Source organism: Sphingobacterium sp. UDSM-2020 (assembly GCF_016132525.1).
Lineage (GTDB): Bacteria > Bacteroidota > Bacteroidia > Sphingobacteriales > Sphingobacteriaceae > Sphingobacterium > Sphingobacterium anhuiense.
In genome coordinates this window covers 1,723,773-1,742,454 of record NZ_CP066166.1, presented here as the reverse complement: position 1 = coordinate 1,742,454, position 18,682 = coordinate 1,723,773, and the positions used below count along the sequence as shown (strand labels likewise).

The window sequence follows — 18,682 nt, the reverse complement described above, 5'->3', positions numbered from 1 at the left end:
ATTATAGTCTATTATCCGCTTTATCCGAAATAATGCCCTTCACATCATATACAATAGCATTTTCCTTTTTTAATGCGATAAAATCTAGATCTAAAAATTCTTTGTGGGCTACGCCTAAAACAATGGCATCAAATTTACCCACTGGCAAATCTTTTGTACTAACAAGCTTGTACTCATGTTCTACTTCTGCGGGATTAGCCCATGGATCGTATACCGTCACCTGAACACCATAGTCCTCAAGTGCTGCAATAACATCAACAATCTTAGTATTACGTACGTCTGGACAATTCTCCTTGAAGGTAACACCCAACATCAGGATCTCAGCTCCATTGACATTGATACCTTTTTTGATCATCGTCTTGATCACTTGCGAAGCGACATACTCACCCATTGAATCATTCAATCGACGACCTGCTAGGATAATCTCTGGATGGTAACCATGCTCTTGTGCTTTTTGAGCCAAATAATATGGATCGACTCCAATACAGTGGCCTCCAACCAACCCGGGTTTAAATGGCAAGAAATTCCATTTGGTACCTGCAGCTTCTAAAACGGCATGGGTATCAATGTTTAAAATATTGAAAATCTTAGCCAGCTCATTGACAAATGCTATATTTATATCACGTTGTGAATTTTCAATAACTTTAGCCGCTTCAGCAACTTTAATACATGGTGCTAAGTGAGTACCAGCTGTAATAACTTGTTTATAAACAGCATCTACCTCTAAACCAATCTCCGGTGTCGAACCTGCTGTTACTTTTAATATTTTTTCTACTGTATGTTGCTTATCTCCTGGATTAATACGTTCTGGTGAATAGCCTGCAAAGAAGTCAACGTTAAATTTTAATCCCGATATTTTCTCTAAAACTGGAATACATTCTTCTTCCGTAACACCTGGATAAACCGTAGACTCGTAAACGACGATATCGCCCTTTTTCAAAACTTTACCCACCGTTTCTGAAGCTTTGTATAAAGGGGTCAAATCTGGACGATTATTTTTATCAACTGGTGTAGGTACCGTGACTACATAGAAATTTGCTTGGTCAATATCGGTTAATTGATTGGAACACCATAAACTGTTAAGACCTGTAGTAAAGGGATTATTTTCTGCCAAAACAGCTTGTAAAATATCATCTTCAACTTCTAATGTTAAATCTTTTCCTGAACGTAATTCATCGATACGCTTCTGATTAATATCAAAGCCTACTACTGGAAATTTTGTAGCAAACAAGCGGGCTAATGGTAAGCCTACATATCCTAAACCTATAACAGCAATTTTTTTCATCTAATTTATATTTTGGTATTTAGATTTTAATAAATATCTTTTTTCACTTGATCTACTTCAAATTGTCCCAGTACCATTGTACTGCTTCTTTCAAGCCTTTGTCGATCGTATGTGTTGGTTCGTATCCTAACAAAGTCTTTGCCTTTTCGATAGAAGCTAACGAATGTGGAATATCACCTTGACGGTTGGGACCATATGTAGCGTTTACTTTAGCGATATCGGCATCAAACTCGGTTAAATATTCTTTTAAATAACCAACTAATTGTGTCAATGTTGTACGATCGCCTACTGCGGTATTATAAACGGTATTAACTGCATCAGGATTTTCCGTCCTCATAGCCAATTCATTCATCTGGATCACATTGTCAATATAGGTAAAGTCACGTGAGTAATCTCCGGTGCCATTGATCACAGGACCTTCATGATTCATAAATTTCTTTACAAATAATGGGATAACGGCTGCATATGCTCCATTTGGATCTTGACGACGGCCAAATACATTAAAATAACGCAAACCAACTGTTTCTAAACCATAGGTCTTAGAAAAAATATCAGCATACAACTCATTAACATACTTCGTAATCGCATATGGTGATAACGGCTTGCCAATAATATCTTCTACTTTAGGAAGATTTTCTGAATCGCCATAGGTAGATGAAGATGCTGCATAAACAAAACGCTTCACTTTTGCATCACGCGCGGCAACCAGCATATTTAAAAAACCGGTAACATTGACCTCATTAGTGGTCTGCGGATCTTTAATGGAACGTGGAACTGAACCTAATGCGGCCTGATGCAACACATAGTCTACACCTTGAACAGCTAACTCGCAATCAGAAATATTGCGGATATCGCCTTCAATTAAAGAAAAATTAGGATTTTCAGCGTGCTGCGCCAAATTTTGACGATGTCCTGTAGCAAAGTTATCCAAAACAACAACTTGATAGCCTTTACCTAAGAAATGTTCCGTCAAATTGGATCCGATAAATCCGGCTCCGCCTGTTATTAATATTTTACTCATTGTTATTGAAAATATTTATACTTCTACGTTTTTTATATACAAATTAATGTGATGCGCCTCCTTCTGAGGCTCATTGAAATAAAGTTGGATCTCTTTGTTCAATTTTAGAGCAACCTTTGCCGCTAACTGCAATAAATATGCCTCGTTTAGATTTTCACCTAAAATAAGAACTTCAATATGACCAGAATCTAAGCCTTTGGCATAGTTACCAATAAGACTTACAGACTGTACATCACCTGCTTTACCAAGAATATGATCGACAATCTCGTCAATACCTAAAAAAGTATGAATTAACTTTTGAAGTGGTTGAAATAACGAATGTTTAGTATTGGCACGATAAAAAATCTTATTTTTTTCTGAATTCTTTTCTAGATATCCTGCTTCTTCCAATTGGTTGAGCTCTTTCCGTATTGAGTTGGTCGATTCCTGAAATTCATCGGCCAGCCCTCGCAAATAACCCTGATTGCTTGCTGAAACAAAAAATTTGATCAGAAGCTTCAGTCTTGTTTTGGATGTTATCAGCGAATCCAGCATAGGGTTGATTAGTCTTTGAGCAACAAAAGTACTCAACAGAAATTAAATCTCCAAATTAAAAATTTGTTAAGAAAATCTGCATTTTTTAATCTGAACTCCTAACAATTCATGTGCTCAATTGAAAACCTTATATTAGTTCGTTATGAAATGGATATTAACTACAGTATCTTGCCAACTATATAAGCTCCATAATAACAGGAAAAAGCAATGTTGCTGATGTACTGAAATTAGGGTAAAATCTAGAATAAGAGCGAAGCCAAGTTAAATAAAAAAAACAGCTATCATTATAATAGCTGTTTATCAGTTTAAATAAGGATATATAGTAAATCCTTATCTCTTCATATTGACGAAATAATCTATTGGATAAGTATAGTTATCTTCTGGCGCATGAGAAAGTGGGTAGTCAGAATGAACCAATAATTCACTTCGTTCCTCTAGTGCACGAATAGCGGTTGCATATCCTTCAGAAATATAAAGAATTTCTAAATCACGAGCACTTAAAACAAAATTTTCAACTGGTAAGTCTGAAGATGGATTGTCCCAATTATCAATCTTGACAATATCAACAGAAAAAGAACCTTCTAGAACATAGAACCACCTTTGTTCAATACGGTGACCTCTCCATCCGCGGATGAGTGATGTATCTATATTTTTTATAATATAAAACCGCTTTATAGGTGTCATATCAAAATCATTGACAAATCGAATCCCTCCCCGCTCATCTTGAGCAATACCGCCTTTAATATTTGTAATCATAATTTAATTAAAAAGATGCTATCTAAATAAAAGATAGCTTGAGAAATAATTGTTTCTTATCAAAACGAACTGCAACATTTAATGCTACAAAAAACGATAAAAAATTCTAACAGTTATTTAGCTAATTTGAGTACATACTGTCTGATAATATAATTTTTCAAGGCTAAATATACTGCACTTAGAGATACGACAATTAATACTGCAAAAAACCATTTTATCTTACCGTCAAACTGAGCAAAATAAATTACTAAAATACCTAAAAGCAATTGAAGCGATCCATACATGCTCGAAATTAACAATCTATTGTAACCCGCTTCATTAGCGAGATATTGATACAAGTGCGTACGATGTCCCTCCATAATGTTCTCGCCAAGATATAAACGACGTACAATAGACCAGATCGCGTCAACACCATAAACCGCAAGAAATAAGATATAAATAAAATCACCGGTCTTGAAAATCAAACTGCCTAATGCAAATAATAAAATATATGCGATACCAACAGAACCAACATCACCGGCAAAACATTTGGCTTTATTACGAAAGTTAAAAAAGCCAAAAACTAATATTCCTAACAATGCATAAATCAAGAAATCCTGTTCTATAAAATTGACTGTTTGATTCACATAGTATAAAAGTGCACACACTACTAAACTATAGAGCGCAGTTATACCGTTTATGCCATCCATAAAATTGTAAGCATTGATGACACCAACAACAATAATAAAGGTGATGATAATATAGTACCAAGGTGGTGAAAATATACCCATCTGAAAAGCCATCAATAAAACAGATGTAAAATGAATACCCAATCTCAATCGAGTGGAAATTTCTAAAATATCATCCAAAAAAGAAATAGTAGCCATTAGCGTCAAGCCTAGCATAAACCAAGGATACGAAAAACCAGATTGAATAAAAAATATCAATGTAGCAATATAAAAAATAATACCACCGCCTCGTAAAGTAATAGTACTATGCGAAGAACGCTCATTTGGTTTATCAATGATATTGAACTTATCGGCTATCTTAAAATAAAAAAGCTCGAGCACAAATAATAATATAACGGTAAAGATATATGCCATGAATATCGTTAATATTTAAAGATCCAAATATAATCATTATTGTCTTATATATTTACTTAACGTTAAATCTATTTAAAACGTTACAGCTAAAATGAAAAAATTCTCAATTACGCGATTTTAAAGTGCTATGGCTTATATTTTTCAATATCAATTTTGTAACAATTCATATTCAAGTTAGGTATTTTCACGCAAATTTAATAAATAGCGACTTATTACCAAGCTCAACATCCTATTACAAACGATTGCCTCAAAATATTTGGATAAATAGAAATTAGTATAATTGATCAGGAATTTTATATTGATGGGACATTAAAAATTCTTCAAAAAAGATCATCCATTGCAAAATGGATAATCTTTTTAAAAAACCTATAACATTTCTTCTTGAGAAAAAGATTAAAGATTATTTTTTTTCCCAAAATGATCTGATAGTTGTTTCTAATCCTTTTTTAGCAGTTAAAGGTAAATTGCTGATTGTAAGCGTGTTTTTTATATATTGATTGGAAATCAGCAAATTACTTGTTAACTTTTTAAGCCGTTTGGTATTTAGTGGTATAGGAATTACATCTCCAACTTTAGCAATGCCTTTTATCAAAAATTTTGGGATAGAGAGATTCATGATATTTTTACCCGTTACCTCCTTAATAACATTAATAATCTCTCTCGTCGACATAGGCTCATCATCTGAAATATGATAAATACCAGTCTCTAGCTTATGGTTATGAGTAATTATTTGTTCAATAAAATAACAGAAATTTTGGATTGAAATGAGTGATCTCTTATTATCAAATGCGGTAAGAGGATAAGGTATTCCCTTTGAAATAAACTTATATAATAATCCTAAATTTCCCTTATCACCAGGACCATGTACCATTGGTGGTCGAAGGATAATCAATTTCTTATCGTTTGGAAGTTCTTGACTAAGTAGCCATTCTTCAGCGGCTCGTTTAGACTTTCCATACCAAGAGACAGGAGAACAGTCATCAGTCTCAGACAAAGCTTTATCAGACTCAAATTCTTCTATTGCCGCTAACGAACTGATATGAATTAGCAGTTTCGCTTCAGATAAAACAAAAGCTTCAAATATTTCTTTAACTAATTGAACATTTGCATAATAATAATCCTCTTCTCTTGCTTCTCCTTTATGATCATGAGCTTTACCAACAAGATTTATCCAAGTTTCTGATCCATCTACTTGCTCCTTCCAATTCGGATCCCTCAAGCTAACAGTGGAATATTGATTAGAAATATTCAATAAATTTTGACCTATAAAACCACTACCTCCAAAAACTAATGCTCCACTCATGATGATTTTAGTTTAGATAAGATTGACTTATTAATCAAACTTCTCTTTTTATCAAAGAACCACCCCCACTTGTTAAAATAATAGAGGGCTGACTGCATACCAATTTTCGTTAATCGCCATGATTTATGTGATCCCTTGTCAAAATGATGGTAGATATGCACTTTTGGATAAAATACAGTACGGTACCCTCCATCAATCAATCTACGGCACAAATCAGTTTCCTCTCCGTACATAAAAATCCGTTCATCAAAAAGCCCCACCTTGTTTATAGCAGACATTCGCAAATACATAAAACATCCGGATAAATAAGGAACATCCATAATTTTGTCATAACCAGTAAACCGAAGCTCAAACAAATCATTTCTTTTCGCTACCATACTCTTTATTGGATTAAACCTTCGACCTATCCAATCGTATGGAGTAGGCAAAAGCTTGCAGAGGTGCTGAGTATCGTCATTTGGATACAATACTTTAGGCATAATATTGCCTATATCACGATTATCTTCCATATACTGCGTCAACTCCTCTAAAACCCCATTATTATAGTAAACGTCTGGATTTAAAACCAAGTGGTAGTCAGCATTATCTTTTGCTGCCATTTTAATAGCAATATTATGAGCAGCTCCAAAACCAGGGTTGGAAGGGTTATGAATATATATGACTCTCCTGTCTTCACAAATTCTCCTAAGAATATCTGTAGGGGAATTATCAATTAAATATAGTAAAACATTTAAATCTGTATTGAGAAATGAAGCTATAGCGTCTTGAAGAATATTTTCTTCGTTCTTGAATAATACTATGGACCCAGATATTTTTAATGTTTCAATTTTCATAAAAAAGTAAATGTAATGCTTATTAGATGGAAAGGAACGTACTTTTCATAATTCCTATCCGTATCATCAATAATTTTAATGAAATCAGTTTTATACCGAAGAAAAAAATATAAATTTAAAACTTGTCCTTCACAGCTTGAAAAACTTCACTGACTCCTTCAGTTAATGTTATCCTAGCATTCCATCCAAGAGCATTTAATTTAGAAACATCCATCAATTTTCTCGGTGTACCGTCTGGCTTAGTTTCATCAAAAACAATATTACCATCATATCCAACAATTTTTTTCACTAATTTTGCCAAATCAGATATTGAAATATCTTCGCCTACACCAATATTAACAATTCCTTTTTCATCATAATTTTTCATTAGAAATATACAGGCATTAGCTAAATCATCTGCATGCAGAAATTCTCTTAGTGGCTTTCCTGTACCCCAAATAATTACCTCACGATCACCTAGTCGTTTAGCAGTAATGAACTTTCTTAACAATGCTGGAAGTACATGCGAATTATTTAAATCATAATTATCATTTGGTCCATAAAGATTTGTTGGCATCACGGATATAAAATTAGAACCATATTGGTCTCTATAAGAATCGCACATCTTAATACCAGCAATTTTTGCTATGGCGTATGGCTCATTTGTTGGCTCCAACTCACCTGTTAATAAATATTCTTCACGTAATGGTTGAGAAGCAAATTTTGGATAAATACATGAAGAACCTAAAAACATCAATTTCTTGACGTTGTTGATATGAGATTGATGAATAACATTATTCTGAATCATCAAATTTTCATATATAAAATCAGCTTTATAGGAGTTATTTGCAATAATCCCCCCAACCTTTGCCGCAGCAAGAAATACATACTCCGGTCGCTCGTCTTTAAAAAAATTCATCACAGCATGACTATCTCTTAAATCCAGCTCTTCAGAAGTTTTTAAAATAAAGTTATGATAGCCCTGATTTTTTAATTCACGTAGAATTGCAGACCCCACCATCCCACGATGCCCCGCTATATATATTTTATCACTTTTCTGCATTATCTATTCTTACTGATTATTAATTTGACAACCTAGTTCCTTTAGGGCAGCTTCTCTTTCGAACAATTTAAGATCTGATTCCATCATCTCTTGTACTAAAAGAGGTAGATCATATTTTGGTGTCCAACCTAATTTTGTCTTAGATTTTGTAGGATCTCCAATTAAAAGGTCAACCTCAGTAGGGCGGAAGTATGCTTTATCAACTGAAACAACATCAGTTCCGACAGCAATTTGATAGTCTGGATGATTGCATTGTTTCACTGTAGCCACTTCATCCACACCTTCACCTCTAAATTCAAGATCTATTCCAACTTGCAAAAATGACATTTTCACAAAATCTCTTACAGTGGTTGTTACTCCAGTTGCAATAACAAAATCTTCTGGCTGGTCTTGTTGTAGAATCAACCACATTGCTTCGACATAATCCTTCGCATGGCCCCAATCTCTTCTCGCATCTAAATTACCAAGATATAATTTATCTTGTATCCCTAAAGCAATCTTCGAAACAGCTCTTGTAATCTTTCGTGTGACAAATGTTTCACCTCTTAATGGAGATTCATGATTAAACAAAATTCCATTACAAGCAAACATATTATACGCCTCACGATAGTTTTTAGTAATCCAAAATCCATATATTTTAGCTACACCATAGGGAGAACGAGGGTAGAATGGAGAATTTTCATCATAAAAGCCCTTATCATTTTTATTTTCTGCCATTCCTCCGTATAACTCAGATGTAGAGGCTTGATAAATACGAGTTTTTTCCTCTAGTTTCAAAATGCGCACTGCTTCCAATATACGAAGAGTACCAATTCCGTCTACATTAGCAACATATTCTGGAGAATCAAACGATACTTTTACGTGCGACATCGCTCCCAAATTATAAATCTCATCTGGTTGAACTTCTTGGATAATACGGATAATGTTTGTAGAATCTGTCAAATCGCCATAATGTAATTTAAAATTTACATTATTTTCATGTTGATCTTGATACAGATGATCTATACGTTGGGTATTGAATGATGATGCTCGTCTTTTGACACCATGAACCATATATCCTTTCTCCAATAATAATTCTGCTAAATAGGCTCCATCTTGTCCTGTAATCCCTGTAATTAATGCTTTCTTCATGTTCTATTTTATTCTATTTATTCTATTGGGCTCCTTAACATACAGACGATAATCTCCATCCACCAAGCTTGAGTCATTAATAGTTGGCAATATCTGCAAAGCACCATTTTCATTAACAATTCCGATATCATATCCTAAAGAATTTGCTATCTGGGATAGCTTAGCCTCACCAAATCGTATAATACTTAATTTATAATTTTCTTCTGCGCCAGGGAATATCCCATCATTAGCGTGAACGATCTCCTTTAACACATCAGTCGTTGTCAAAATGAAAAAACTTTGAACATGAGGTGTATAATTAGACTTTACTAAAGTTTGATAAATTTTAGAACTATAGGATATTCCTAACAAACCTAATTGAGGGTTATCGCTTAAAATTTTTATATACTCATCAATAAATGGTTGAGATTCTCCATTGACAGAGGTATTAGTCAGAAATAAATATTGATTATCTTCACTCAGGCAGTTTCTATAAATATAATTATAGCCACTAAAATCCATTCCTATGTTAGGAACAGAATAAATTTCGAAAGAGGAATCAAAAAAGTCAGAATTTTCAAGTTTAGAAATATAATCTGTATTATTATCAGAAATAGTTAATATTTTCCTAAGTTTGAAACCTCCAGTATAAGCTGTCAATCTTTTAATAGCAAACCTCAGACCACAAACAAATTCCTTTTCAATATATTTGATTACTTTTTTTCTTTCAAATTCATAGCCTGCCCATTCATGTGTATGTACAATGACTTCATTTGAATTAACTATTTGACGTGTTTTACATCTGACCACTTTCTTTTTCGGAGACCCAAATAAGAAATATAACAAATATTCTAATATAATATAACAATAAAATCTAACCATAAATCATTAAATAAGATTTCAAAACCGAAGAAGTCGAAAAATTTTCTTTAACATATGAAATATTAAGATCTGCTCTCTGTTGATAATCTTTAGCGTACTCTTTGGTAAATATATTCTTCAACTGACTTATACTATTAATAATGAGATTATATGATGGTACAACTTCTAAGACGGCAGGAATATTCCATGCAACTATGGATAGTCCAACACTCATCGCTTCTAAATATACCATCCCAAATGTTTCTCCTCTGGATAACAATACAAAATAATCGGATACCTTTAAATAGCTTTCGGTATCTTCTTTATATCCCAAAAAATTAATACGCTTCGTCAACCCCAGCAAATCTATTCTCTCTCGAAGTTCTGATAAATATTTTTTTTCACCATCCCCTATTATCGTTAATTCCCATGGTAAATCTATGACCAAATATAAAGCCTCGATCAACCGGTCAACACCTTTTTGATAACTCACGCTGCCGATACTAACTAGCTTTAAAGTTTTGCTACTATTATATATTCTAACTTCTGTATCTACATCTATCCAATTAGGAATACAGATCGCCTTATGCTGAAAAAAAGATTTTTTAAGACTAAATTGCGTTAAGTAAATAATTTTTGATGATACTAATTCGGATAAAAATAAAACAGTAGTATGAAATGCATAAACTAGAAAACGTTTAAATACATGTCGATAGGAGTCTCTATTATTCTCTGGTAATGAATGTACTGTTACAAAGGTTTTTACCCCTAATAGCTTTCCTATCATAGAACCATACAACATAGCTTTGGGCTGATGGCAATGAATATAATCAAAACGCTCATTCTTTATAAAATTAATTAAATGTGGAAAAGTTCCAATCGACAACCAACCCATCGGAAATACTTTTACATGAATTTCTTTAGGTATCCTCTCTAATAAAGGTCCATTATTAAAACATAACAATGTAATATCATAATTATGCTTTAACATATCAATTAACTTCAATACGTGTATTTCACTTCCGTACAAATTAGGTTGGTCAAGAATATATAGAATCTTTTTCATCTTTGGTTATAAAAAACATAATGACAAACGGAATAGCGAAATTAAGCACTTGAAATGATAGTGAAAAAATCAATAAATATAAATACCAGTCTTGAACAAACAAATTTTTAGTCTTTTTTATTATAGTAAAATTTAAGGTCACATACACTAGAAATCCAATTAAACCGTACTCCACCATCATCTGTAGTACAAAATTAAATGAGGCAGGTCCCTCTCCCTTACCATAATAAAGCACATCCATATATGATGGTAGATAATCCTTTATATAATATTGAAAATTATAAATACCAATACCAAGTAATAATGATTTATCGACCAACATATTGAACAGGGCTTCTGAACTGCCATAACGCTCGATAGTTGATAAATCAGCATCAACCTGAAATGAGCTTGTAAATCGTTGTCCAACATTAAATCCTCCAACATTTAATGTGCTTATGAAGTAAAGTAATATAATAAGAAGAGGTAAAATTGTAACCATTTTTAAAAAACCACGAATACTAAAGATCTTGATGAAACGTCCAAACTCAATGGCATAAAACATGACAAATAATAACTGGCCAAGTCGTGAAATAGATAGTACTACACATATAAAAAATAATGTTCCTATAATGACCGTTATATTTCTAGATAACCATTTCTTTTTATATCCATAAAACAAAGCAAGATTTGAAAAAAAAAGCTGATAAACAAAAAAAGAAGCCTCATTTGTAAGTCCTGCTGGACGAGCACCTAGATAGTCTTCAATACGAAAAGTTTCCGAAAAAGAAGGATTATTATGAATTAGATTAAAACCAATTCCTGAAAATTGAACAATAACAGCGAGGCAAGGTAAGACTCCCGCTAAAACCATGGCTTTAATAAAATGTCTATTGATCTCTTGCAAACTAAAATTATCAATTAAATATTTACGGATAATAAAAAATAGTGGAAGAAAAACAAATATTTTGTTTAATGACATAAAACCTCGAATGATAGGGGACGGACTGATATAAGGATCAGGATGAAGATCATCAAAAAATACACGAAGTAATCCTATAAATAATGAAATAATACCAAAAATCAGAAACGAAATCCAGATACCATCACTAGCATACAGCTTTATATCTCCAAAAAATCTATGGATATCCTTGATGTAAAAAAAAAGCACAAGAAAAGTCAACAAAAATAAGTTCGCCTCAAAATAAGAGATAGTAATCCCTAATTTCAAAAAAGATGTAACGTTAAATTGCGAAGTTATTATAAGCGGATAGATAACATATACAGATTTCTGTTTAAAAAAATATACTGTTGAAAATATAAGTAAAAAATAAAGTATATAGAATATGATTCCTACCATAATTTGCGTTTACATTCCATTAATTTAAGCAAGAAAACCCTTCTAAAAAAATATAAAGAGGCCTTCCAAGTCTGTAATCCTAAATTAGCAATCGATGCGGTATATACTTCCTTAAATCCTTTCTGAGCATTTGAATTACTTATTCCCTCAGTATTCATATGTGAGATTACCTGATCTATATAAATAAAATTAGCATTTCTTTTATATAATCGTGAAAACAGTTCATAATCCATTGCAATTCTATAATTTAATGAATACGAAAAATCCCTATAAACATCTTTAGATACAAAACAAGTAGGGTGCCAAATTGGCATCTGATAAGCAAATGTCTTTAATGGAAAAGGTTTATAAGTCTTTGAATGTACCTTATCAAACATGTGGATATCACCGTGTATGACATTAAACTTATTACAATCCTGATATTTGTCATATGCCTTTACCACTTCTGAGATAATACCCGGTTCATAGTAATCACCGGAATTAATCAGGCCTATGAGATCTCCTGTTGCAAGTTGGACGCCCTTATTAAATGCATCACTTATTCCTTTATCAGGTTCACTCAATATAATAGATATTTGATCTTCATACTTATGAAGAATATCTAATGTACCGTCGGTAGAACCTCCATCAATAACAATATATTCTATATTACCATACTCTTGTTCAAACAATATATTACGGACTGTGGTTTCAATATGATTCGCATCATTATAAACAATTGTAACAATAGAGATTTTAAATTCTTCATTCATTATTTTAAAGATCAAGTTTAAATAAAATATATTTCAATCTCTGGATTAAATTTCTAGGATACCAGTGTAAAAAAGATGTTTTATAATAATTGCCATCAGTTCCCGACTGTCCAGAAATTCTAGGAAGATATTTAAACGGTAAAAAAATATGATTATCTCCCATGGATGTCAATGTTGCTTTACATAAACAGTGTTCAAAATAAATTCCTTTACTGTCATTAACTATATTCATATAAGGTTGTAAATACTGTCTAAAAAAATCAGTCTCTGCTAAAAATATTCTAGAATCCATAAAATGGAATTTTTCCTTTACATGCCCATAAATAACAGCATCATTCTTGTCGTAAGAAGCTAGTAATCTAGTTATATTTTGAATTTGATATCTTCCCGTTATTTTACAAACATGTTGAGATTCTCTTATTTTTAACGACTTATTAAATGCTGAAAATAGAATTTGCATCTCCCCGTAACCTTTACCTAAAGTTTTATCAAAATCATTCCCTGAAAAAGTTATGAATTCAACCCTTGTTTTATCTGTATCACTAAAATATTTTGAAATATCAGTATTAGAATTTTCAACAAACACAATTTGGAGAGAAGTTGTTTTTAAATAAAAATTTATTGATTCAATATATTGTCTTTTTCGAACTTCTACGTTTTGTAAAGCAGTATAAACCATTCCATCTGGATTGATACAACCTGTCAATAATAAAATAGTCATAAATTAATCTTTCTTACTTATCTATTCCAAATTCCCGTAGCTTGTCCAGAGATTATCTTCCTAAACTGTATATATTCAATTATTCCTGAAATTACACTTAAAATTAAAGTGGCTAATACAACACCAGGGACACCCAATAATTTCCCTAAAAATATTCCCAAGGGAATATTTAAAAGCCCTGTAAGACCAACCAATATTACTTGAAGCGTAATGATTCCTACTCCATTCATATAATAAATATAAATAGTACGAAAAGCATTCACGACGGTATAAACAGCTAAGATAATGGATAACAACAAAGGTATTGGTATCTCCTTTCCTACCCAAAATTTATATACCCAGGGAGCAAATACAGCCATACAAAATGATAGTAATGCTAGAATTAATATCACAAATTGAAGCTTTTTTATCGTTCCCTTTATCCATTGATAATCTTTAATACGATTTGCTTCACCAAAAGCAGCCCAAAGCGGAGCCATAATTATACCTGAAAGCATTGTAATAATACTAAAATATCTAAAAGCAACATTGTATGTAGTGACCTCTGCGGGGCCAAATAATTGTGCAATAATAAGATTGTCAATATTATAAACCAATATCAACCCCAATTGTATAATAAAAAATTTCCATCCTAATCCAAAAATTTCTTTTAATAGTGTAACATCAAAAAATGTTAAACGAGGTGAAATATCTTTATATTTAGTAGAAAATAAATATATATTTGCGATTATCAAAACACCAACAGGTGTCAGGGCCATCGGTAAAGACAAATCTACCAAAGTGCCGTTCACAAACGCTAATGTTAATATGTATATAATAAGTAAGGTTATACTATTTATTAAAAAATTAATGATAGCTCCAATTATCGTATTCTGATTTGCTGCGGCAACAGTTACGATGACATTTAGTATAAATTGAATTGAAAACGAGGTAAATACTATAAATACAACTTTTTTTAATGTCTCCTCTGGCAAAATATCAGTATTTAATATTTCACTCCATTTTATAAAATACTGACTTATAAGGAAAACAATGCTTATTGCTAATGATATAAAAAACATCAATAGATAAGTGGTACTAATATATTTTCTTGCTTTAATAAGCTCTCCGTCAGTTAATGATTCGGTAAGCTTTGTTTTCAAACCATTACCTAATCCAATATCAAAAAAACTGAACCATCCAATGATACTGCTTAAAACCAACCAAACACCGTATTGATTTTTATCTACATAGTTTAAGGTAATAGGTACAATACACAAAGTGGCTAAAACACTCAAGCCTTTAAATAAAAGAGAGTAAATAATATTGCTTTTAAGCTGAAGAGTTCTTTTATGCATTATCTAACCCTTAGTAAAAATCCTATAGTTCCACACACTAAAAAAACAAAAAAGCCAATGAAAAGACCTGCCACTAATCCCTTAAAAACACTAATAAATTGTTTTTTAATCGGTAATATAGGTTGATCAACAATTTGTATTAATGGTGACTCTTTCAATAAAGACATTTTAGATAATTCTAAATTTTGTACTAATTGGGTCAAAATAGCTTTATTAGTTTCCGCTGAAAATTGAGATCGCTGTGTAGGAATAAGACGACGCGACATTTTCGTTGGATTTAAATTGGGAGTATCATCTGCTACAATAGCTGCTGTAGAAATGTTACCATTCATAACTGACCTTACTGAATCTACCTTATGTTGTAAAATAGCAATATTGCTTAATGATTTTTTGGTTTTTGTGCGTACATAAAAATCATTCACTTCTTGTACAAGAGCATCGTTAAATTCTTTGGAAAAAATTTCATTTTTAGAACTGACATCAACCTTAATTATTGACAATTTCTTATCTAATTTATCAACAACTAAATTAAACTTATTAATATTTTCAACTGCATCCGAAATCAAACTATCTTTTTTTCGCTGTAATTGATTGGGATATGTTACAGAAAAATCTATTTTTAATAAATCTGGTTCTTTTTTCTTCCATCGATCCTTTGCATCGGTTAATTCGAAATATCGATCGATTATTAACTTTGAAGTATCATTTATTGATGGTAAAAGAAGTGTTCCTGCTATCATTTTTCGAGATTTATAAAGCTCTAATAAATTGTCTCCTTGAAAAATTCCACTCCCACCACCTGCAAGATCAACGCCAACCATAGAAGCAATACCAGCATATTGGGATAAGCCACCACCTGCGGGGCTTTCACCTGATTCTAAAACGAATGTTGTTGTTGCTGTAAAAATAGTTGCTTTAAATTTAGCGTAACAAAATCCTAAACCTCCTCCTATCAAAATTAACACAAAAAAGAAATACCATTTTGATAGTAAAAAATTGCGCCAATCTTTTAATCGTTTCTTTATTTCTTTGATTGAAATCTCATTATTAGAAAAAACAATTTGATCCGAATGCTTATCCATAATAACTTAATTTTTAAACAAACTGATAATAATTGCTAATGTTGACGCAACTCCAGTACCGATCCCTATCCATGCCTGTGAGCTTATTTTTTCACGTGGAGCACGTTTTGGAACTACAATCTCTGCTCCCGGTTTAATATCAGGGTAACCACCATCTTTCCCTTTTACGGCTCCATTGGCATATTGAACGAAAACACGTTTTTTCAGAGCATTATCTGTAAAACCTCCTGCTTGATTTACATAGTATTTTAAGCTCTTACCTTTCACATATACCACATTATTAGGGTTTAAAACCTCTCCCATTACTTTAACAGTTTCCAGTTCTTTAGGCACCAAAATAACATCACCATCAAGAACTAAAAGATCACCATGTTGATAAGGATTGGCAAGAATTTTATTTAACTCAATACCCACTAAATCACTCGGTTCAATTTCAGAAGTTGATATGCCTTGTTGCGAAACTTTCGCTAATGCTTTACTTTTTGTTTTAACATTCGAATCCGCTTCTTCATCTTGATTAGCATATTCATCTAAAGTATCTCCTTCTAAACTTTCATCATCTTGGAGACGACTCATCTTTAACTCTTTTGCCAACTTATCTTTCTTTTTTTTCTCTTCGGCCTTCAGTTTGGATAGACCGGTACGTTTTAGTGACGCTCCTTCGGTATACGCATAAGAAGTCAATCCACCAGCACGCTTAATGATATCAGAGATACGTTCATCTTCTCTAGAAATTGTATAAATACCTGGAAATAAGACTTCTCCCTCAATCTTTACCTGCCTTTGTGTACGGAAGCCGGCATCACCTAAAACAGTAATCACATCATAGGGTTCTAAGGTAATATTTGGATTAAAAACTATACCATCTTTTATTTCTACCTGAATTGTTTTTGATGAACTTGGATCTGTAACATCGCGATTATTTAACCTTCTGGCAATTTCAATACGTGCATTTTTAGCGGATTCATTCAAACCTCCTGCTTTCTGGATCAAATCGCCTAGCGTTGCATTACTAGCAAAAGGAAAATCACCTGGCAAACGTACTTCACCCTGTACCGTGAACTTATACTCGTCTCTTAAGTCGAAAATAGAGGCTATTTCAATCTTATCTTCTCGTTTCAGTGGAATATCAGCTGCTGTTCCTGCTAATACTTCGCGAACATTGAAATTAATCAGCTCTGCCGAGTTATCAGCTCTCAATCTATTGATAATTCCTCTTTCTAAAAAAGCATCTTCACGTACACCATCCGCCTGCTCTAATAATTGCTTAAGGGTCATTCCCGGTTCCATGCCATATAAACCCGGACGGAATACTGCACCCAGAACACTGACACGATTTGCAAAGCGTTCTAAAATTGGCTCCACGATAAATTGATCACCTGATTTTGGAGTGTAATCCGCAAACTGATCTGCGTAAATATCTTTGACACTACGCTCTTTATCTGTTTTTTGCAATACTTTAACTTTGGCAGTATATGCATTTTCACTAAAACCACCAGCATATTTCACTAAATCCAATAGCGACTCTCCTGCTACTGTTTCAAAAATAGCTGGACGCTTCACTTCACCTTCAAATTGGACACGGCTACCATATACAGGGATATGTATGATATCCTGATCTTGCAAACGGATATTACCGCGCTGAATGCCATTCGCTAAAAAGTCATATAAATCAATGGTCGTAACAACCTGATTGTTGCGAACCACCTGGATCTGACGGTAAGTTCCCTTTTCACTAGGACCACCTGATGCATATAGCGCATTGAATACAGTCGCTAAAGAAGGTAAAGTATAGGTACCTGGTTTTGTCACAGCACCGGTTAGTGTAATCCGAATACTCCGGATATTACCAATATTAACATCAACCTGTGTATTACCCGAACGGATAGCTGGGTAAGTACCGCTTAAACGTTGTTGTATTTTACTTTTTGCAGCCGAAACTGATAACCCAGAAACAGCCACTTTGCCAACATATTCGACCGTGATGGTACCATCAGGACTTACGGGAAGTTGGTAAGATGCTTCATTATCCCCGGTAATATCCAATAAGATCTCATCATCGGGTCCTATAATATACGAACTTGGTGTAGCCATCCGTAAATTGGGTTCGAAAGTGATTTCGCTGTTCTTAAATAAGTCTGAACCAAAAATTTTAAGTTTACTCTCATCAATTTTTAAAGAGTCTTGATCCTTTTTTTTACTTTTTAAAGAATCTACCTGTAAATTGCCATTGACCTGACGACCTGAAGATGAACTTGTATTGTTTTGTTTATCTTTCAGTTGCTTAGGCTGTTGTTTATTTTTCTTGATTTTCTGCAAACGATCTTTCAACTTTTGAGTTTCAACTGCAGATACGCCTTGCGCACGTGCAAATCCATCCAACTGTGATTCACCATACCCCATAAGTTCAGCTCGCTTAACATATTGCTCAATTTGAGCATCCGTTAAATCATCAACTTTTATATTTGCTGGATTGATCTGCGCATATAAAGACCCAAAAAGACTCATTACACACAACAACAATATTACTCTTTTCATTATAAACTCCAAAATTTTCA

17 protein-coding genes are annotated in these 18,682 nt (G+C 32.9%); all 17 read right to left on the bottom strand.

The genetic code is table 11. From position 1 onward, the window contains the following. Position 1: 1 nt before the first annotated feature. A complete protein-coding gene (locus JAZ75_RS07640) occupies positions 2-1,285 on the bottom strand; it encodes a nucleotide sugar dehydrogenase (protein WP_208700957.1) in 1,284 nt (427 codons plus the stop codon). A gap of 52 nt (positions 1,286-1,337) precedes the next feature. Then, positions 1,338-2,306, bottom strand: a complete 969-nt coding sequence (locus JAZ75_RS07635) for an SDR family oxidoreductase (protein ID WP_208700955.1) — start codon at positions 2,304-2,306, stop codon at positions 1,338-1,340. 15 nt (positions 2,307-2,321) lie between these two features. After that, positions 2,322-2,876 (bottom strand): winged helix-turn-helix domain-containing protein, encoded by a 555-nt coding sequence (locus tag JAZ75_RS07630; protein ID WP_232789380.1) that lies wholly within the window; start codon positions 2,874-2,876, stop codon positions 2,322-2,324. 294 nt (positions 2,877-3,170) lie between these two features. Continuing rightward, entirely contained in the window at positions 3,171-3,596 is a 426-nt protein-coding gene (locus JAZ75_RS07625; RefSeq protein ID WP_208700953.1) for a WxcM-like domain-containing protein, read from the bottom strand. Between the two features lie 113 nt (positions 3,597-3,709). Beyond that, positions 3,710-4,678: an MraY family glycosyltransferase gene (locus JAZ75_RS07620; protein ID WP_208700951.1), complete on the bottom strand. Its 969-nt coding sequence runs from the start codon at positions 4,676-4,678 to the stop codon at positions 3,710-3,712. Positions 4,679-5,078: 400 nt separating this feature from the next. Then, a complete protein-coding gene (locus JAZ75_RS07615) occupies positions 5,079-5,981 on the bottom strand; it encodes an NAD-dependent epimerase/dehydratase family protein (protein ID WP_208700948.1) in 903 nt (300 codons plus the stop codon). Then, positions 5,978-6,814: a glycosyltransferase family 2 protein gene (locus tag JAZ75_RS07610; protein WP_208700946.1), complete on the bottom strand. Its 837-nt coding sequence runs from the start codon at positions 6,812-6,814 to the stop codon at positions 5,978-5,980. Before JAZ75_RS07610 ends, JAZ75_RS07615 begins: the two co-directional genes overlap by 4 nt. A 115-nt stretch (positions 6,815-6,929) precedes the next feature. Next, entirely contained in the window at positions 6,930-7,856 is a 927-nt protein-coding gene (locus JAZ75_RS07605; RefSeq protein WP_208700944.1) for a GDP-L-fucose synthase family protein, read from the bottom strand. A 9-nt stretch (positions 7,857-7,865) separates the two neighbouring features. Further along, positions 7,866-8,987: a GDP-mannose 4,6-dehydratase gene (gene gmd, locus JAZ75_RS07600; RefSeq protein WP_208700942.1), complete on the bottom strand. Its 1,122-nt coding sequence runs from the start codon at positions 8,985-8,987 to the stop codon at positions 7,866-7,868. A 3-nt stretch (positions 8,988-8,990) separates the two neighbouring features. Then, the gene (locus JAZ75_RS07595) at positions 8,991-9,848 is read right to left on the bottom strand and encodes a hypothetical protein (RefSeq protein WP_208700940.1); all 858 of its coding nucleotides are present in this window, start codon (positions 9,846-9,848) and stop codon (positions 8,991-8,993) included. After that, positions 9,841-10,893: a glycosyltransferase family 4 protein gene (locus JAZ75_RS07590; protein ID WP_208700938.1), complete on the bottom strand. Its 1,053-nt coding sequence runs from the start codon at positions 10,891-10,893 to the stop codon at positions 9,841-9,843. The genes JAZ75_RS07595 and JAZ75_RS07590 overlap by 8 nt, the downstream gene beginning before the upstream one ends. Next, on the bottom strand, positions 10,868-12,103 hold the full coding sequence (locus tag JAZ75_RS07585) for an O-antigen ligase family protein (protein ID WP_208700935.1): 1,236 nt from the start codon (positions 12,101-12,103) through the stop codon (positions 10,868-10,870). The genes JAZ75_RS07590 and JAZ75_RS07585 overlap by 26 nt, the downstream gene beginning before the upstream one ends. Before the next feature lie 122 nt (positions 12,104-12,225). After that, positions 12,226-12,984, bottom strand: a complete 759-nt coding sequence (locus JAZ75_RS07580; RefSeq protein WP_208700933.1) for a glycosyltransferase family 2 protein — start codon at positions 12,982-12,984, stop codon at positions 12,226-12,228. Between the two features lie 4 nt (positions 12,985-12,988). Then, on the bottom strand, positions 12,989-13,705 hold the full coding sequence (locus tag JAZ75_RS07575) for a hypothetical protein (protein ID WP_208700931.1): 717 nt from the start codon (positions 13,703-13,705) through the stop codon (positions 12,989-12,991). A gap of 17 nt (positions 13,706-13,722) precedes the next feature. Then, positions 13,723-15,042, bottom strand: a complete 1,320-nt coding sequence (locus tag JAZ75_RS07570; RefSeq protein ID WP_208700929.1) for a lipopolysaccharide biosynthesis protein — start codon at positions 15,040-15,042, stop codon at positions 13,723-13,725. Beyond that, on the bottom strand, positions 15,042-16,124 hold the full coding sequence (locus JAZ75_RS07565; protein ID WP_208700927.1) for a lipopolysaccharide biosynthesis protein: 1,083 nt from the start codon (positions 16,122-16,124) through the stop codon (positions 15,042-15,044). The genes JAZ75_RS07570 and JAZ75_RS07565 overlap by 1 nt, the downstream gene beginning before the upstream one ends. Before the next feature lie 6 nt (positions 16,125-16,130). Continuing rightward, complete coding sequence (locus tag JAZ75_RS07560; RefSeq protein ID WP_208700924.1) at positions 16,131-18,662, bottom strand: SLBB domain-containing protein; 2,532 nt, start codon at positions 18,660-18,662, stop codon at positions 16,131-16,133. Positions 18,663-18,682: the final 20 nt, after the last annotated feature.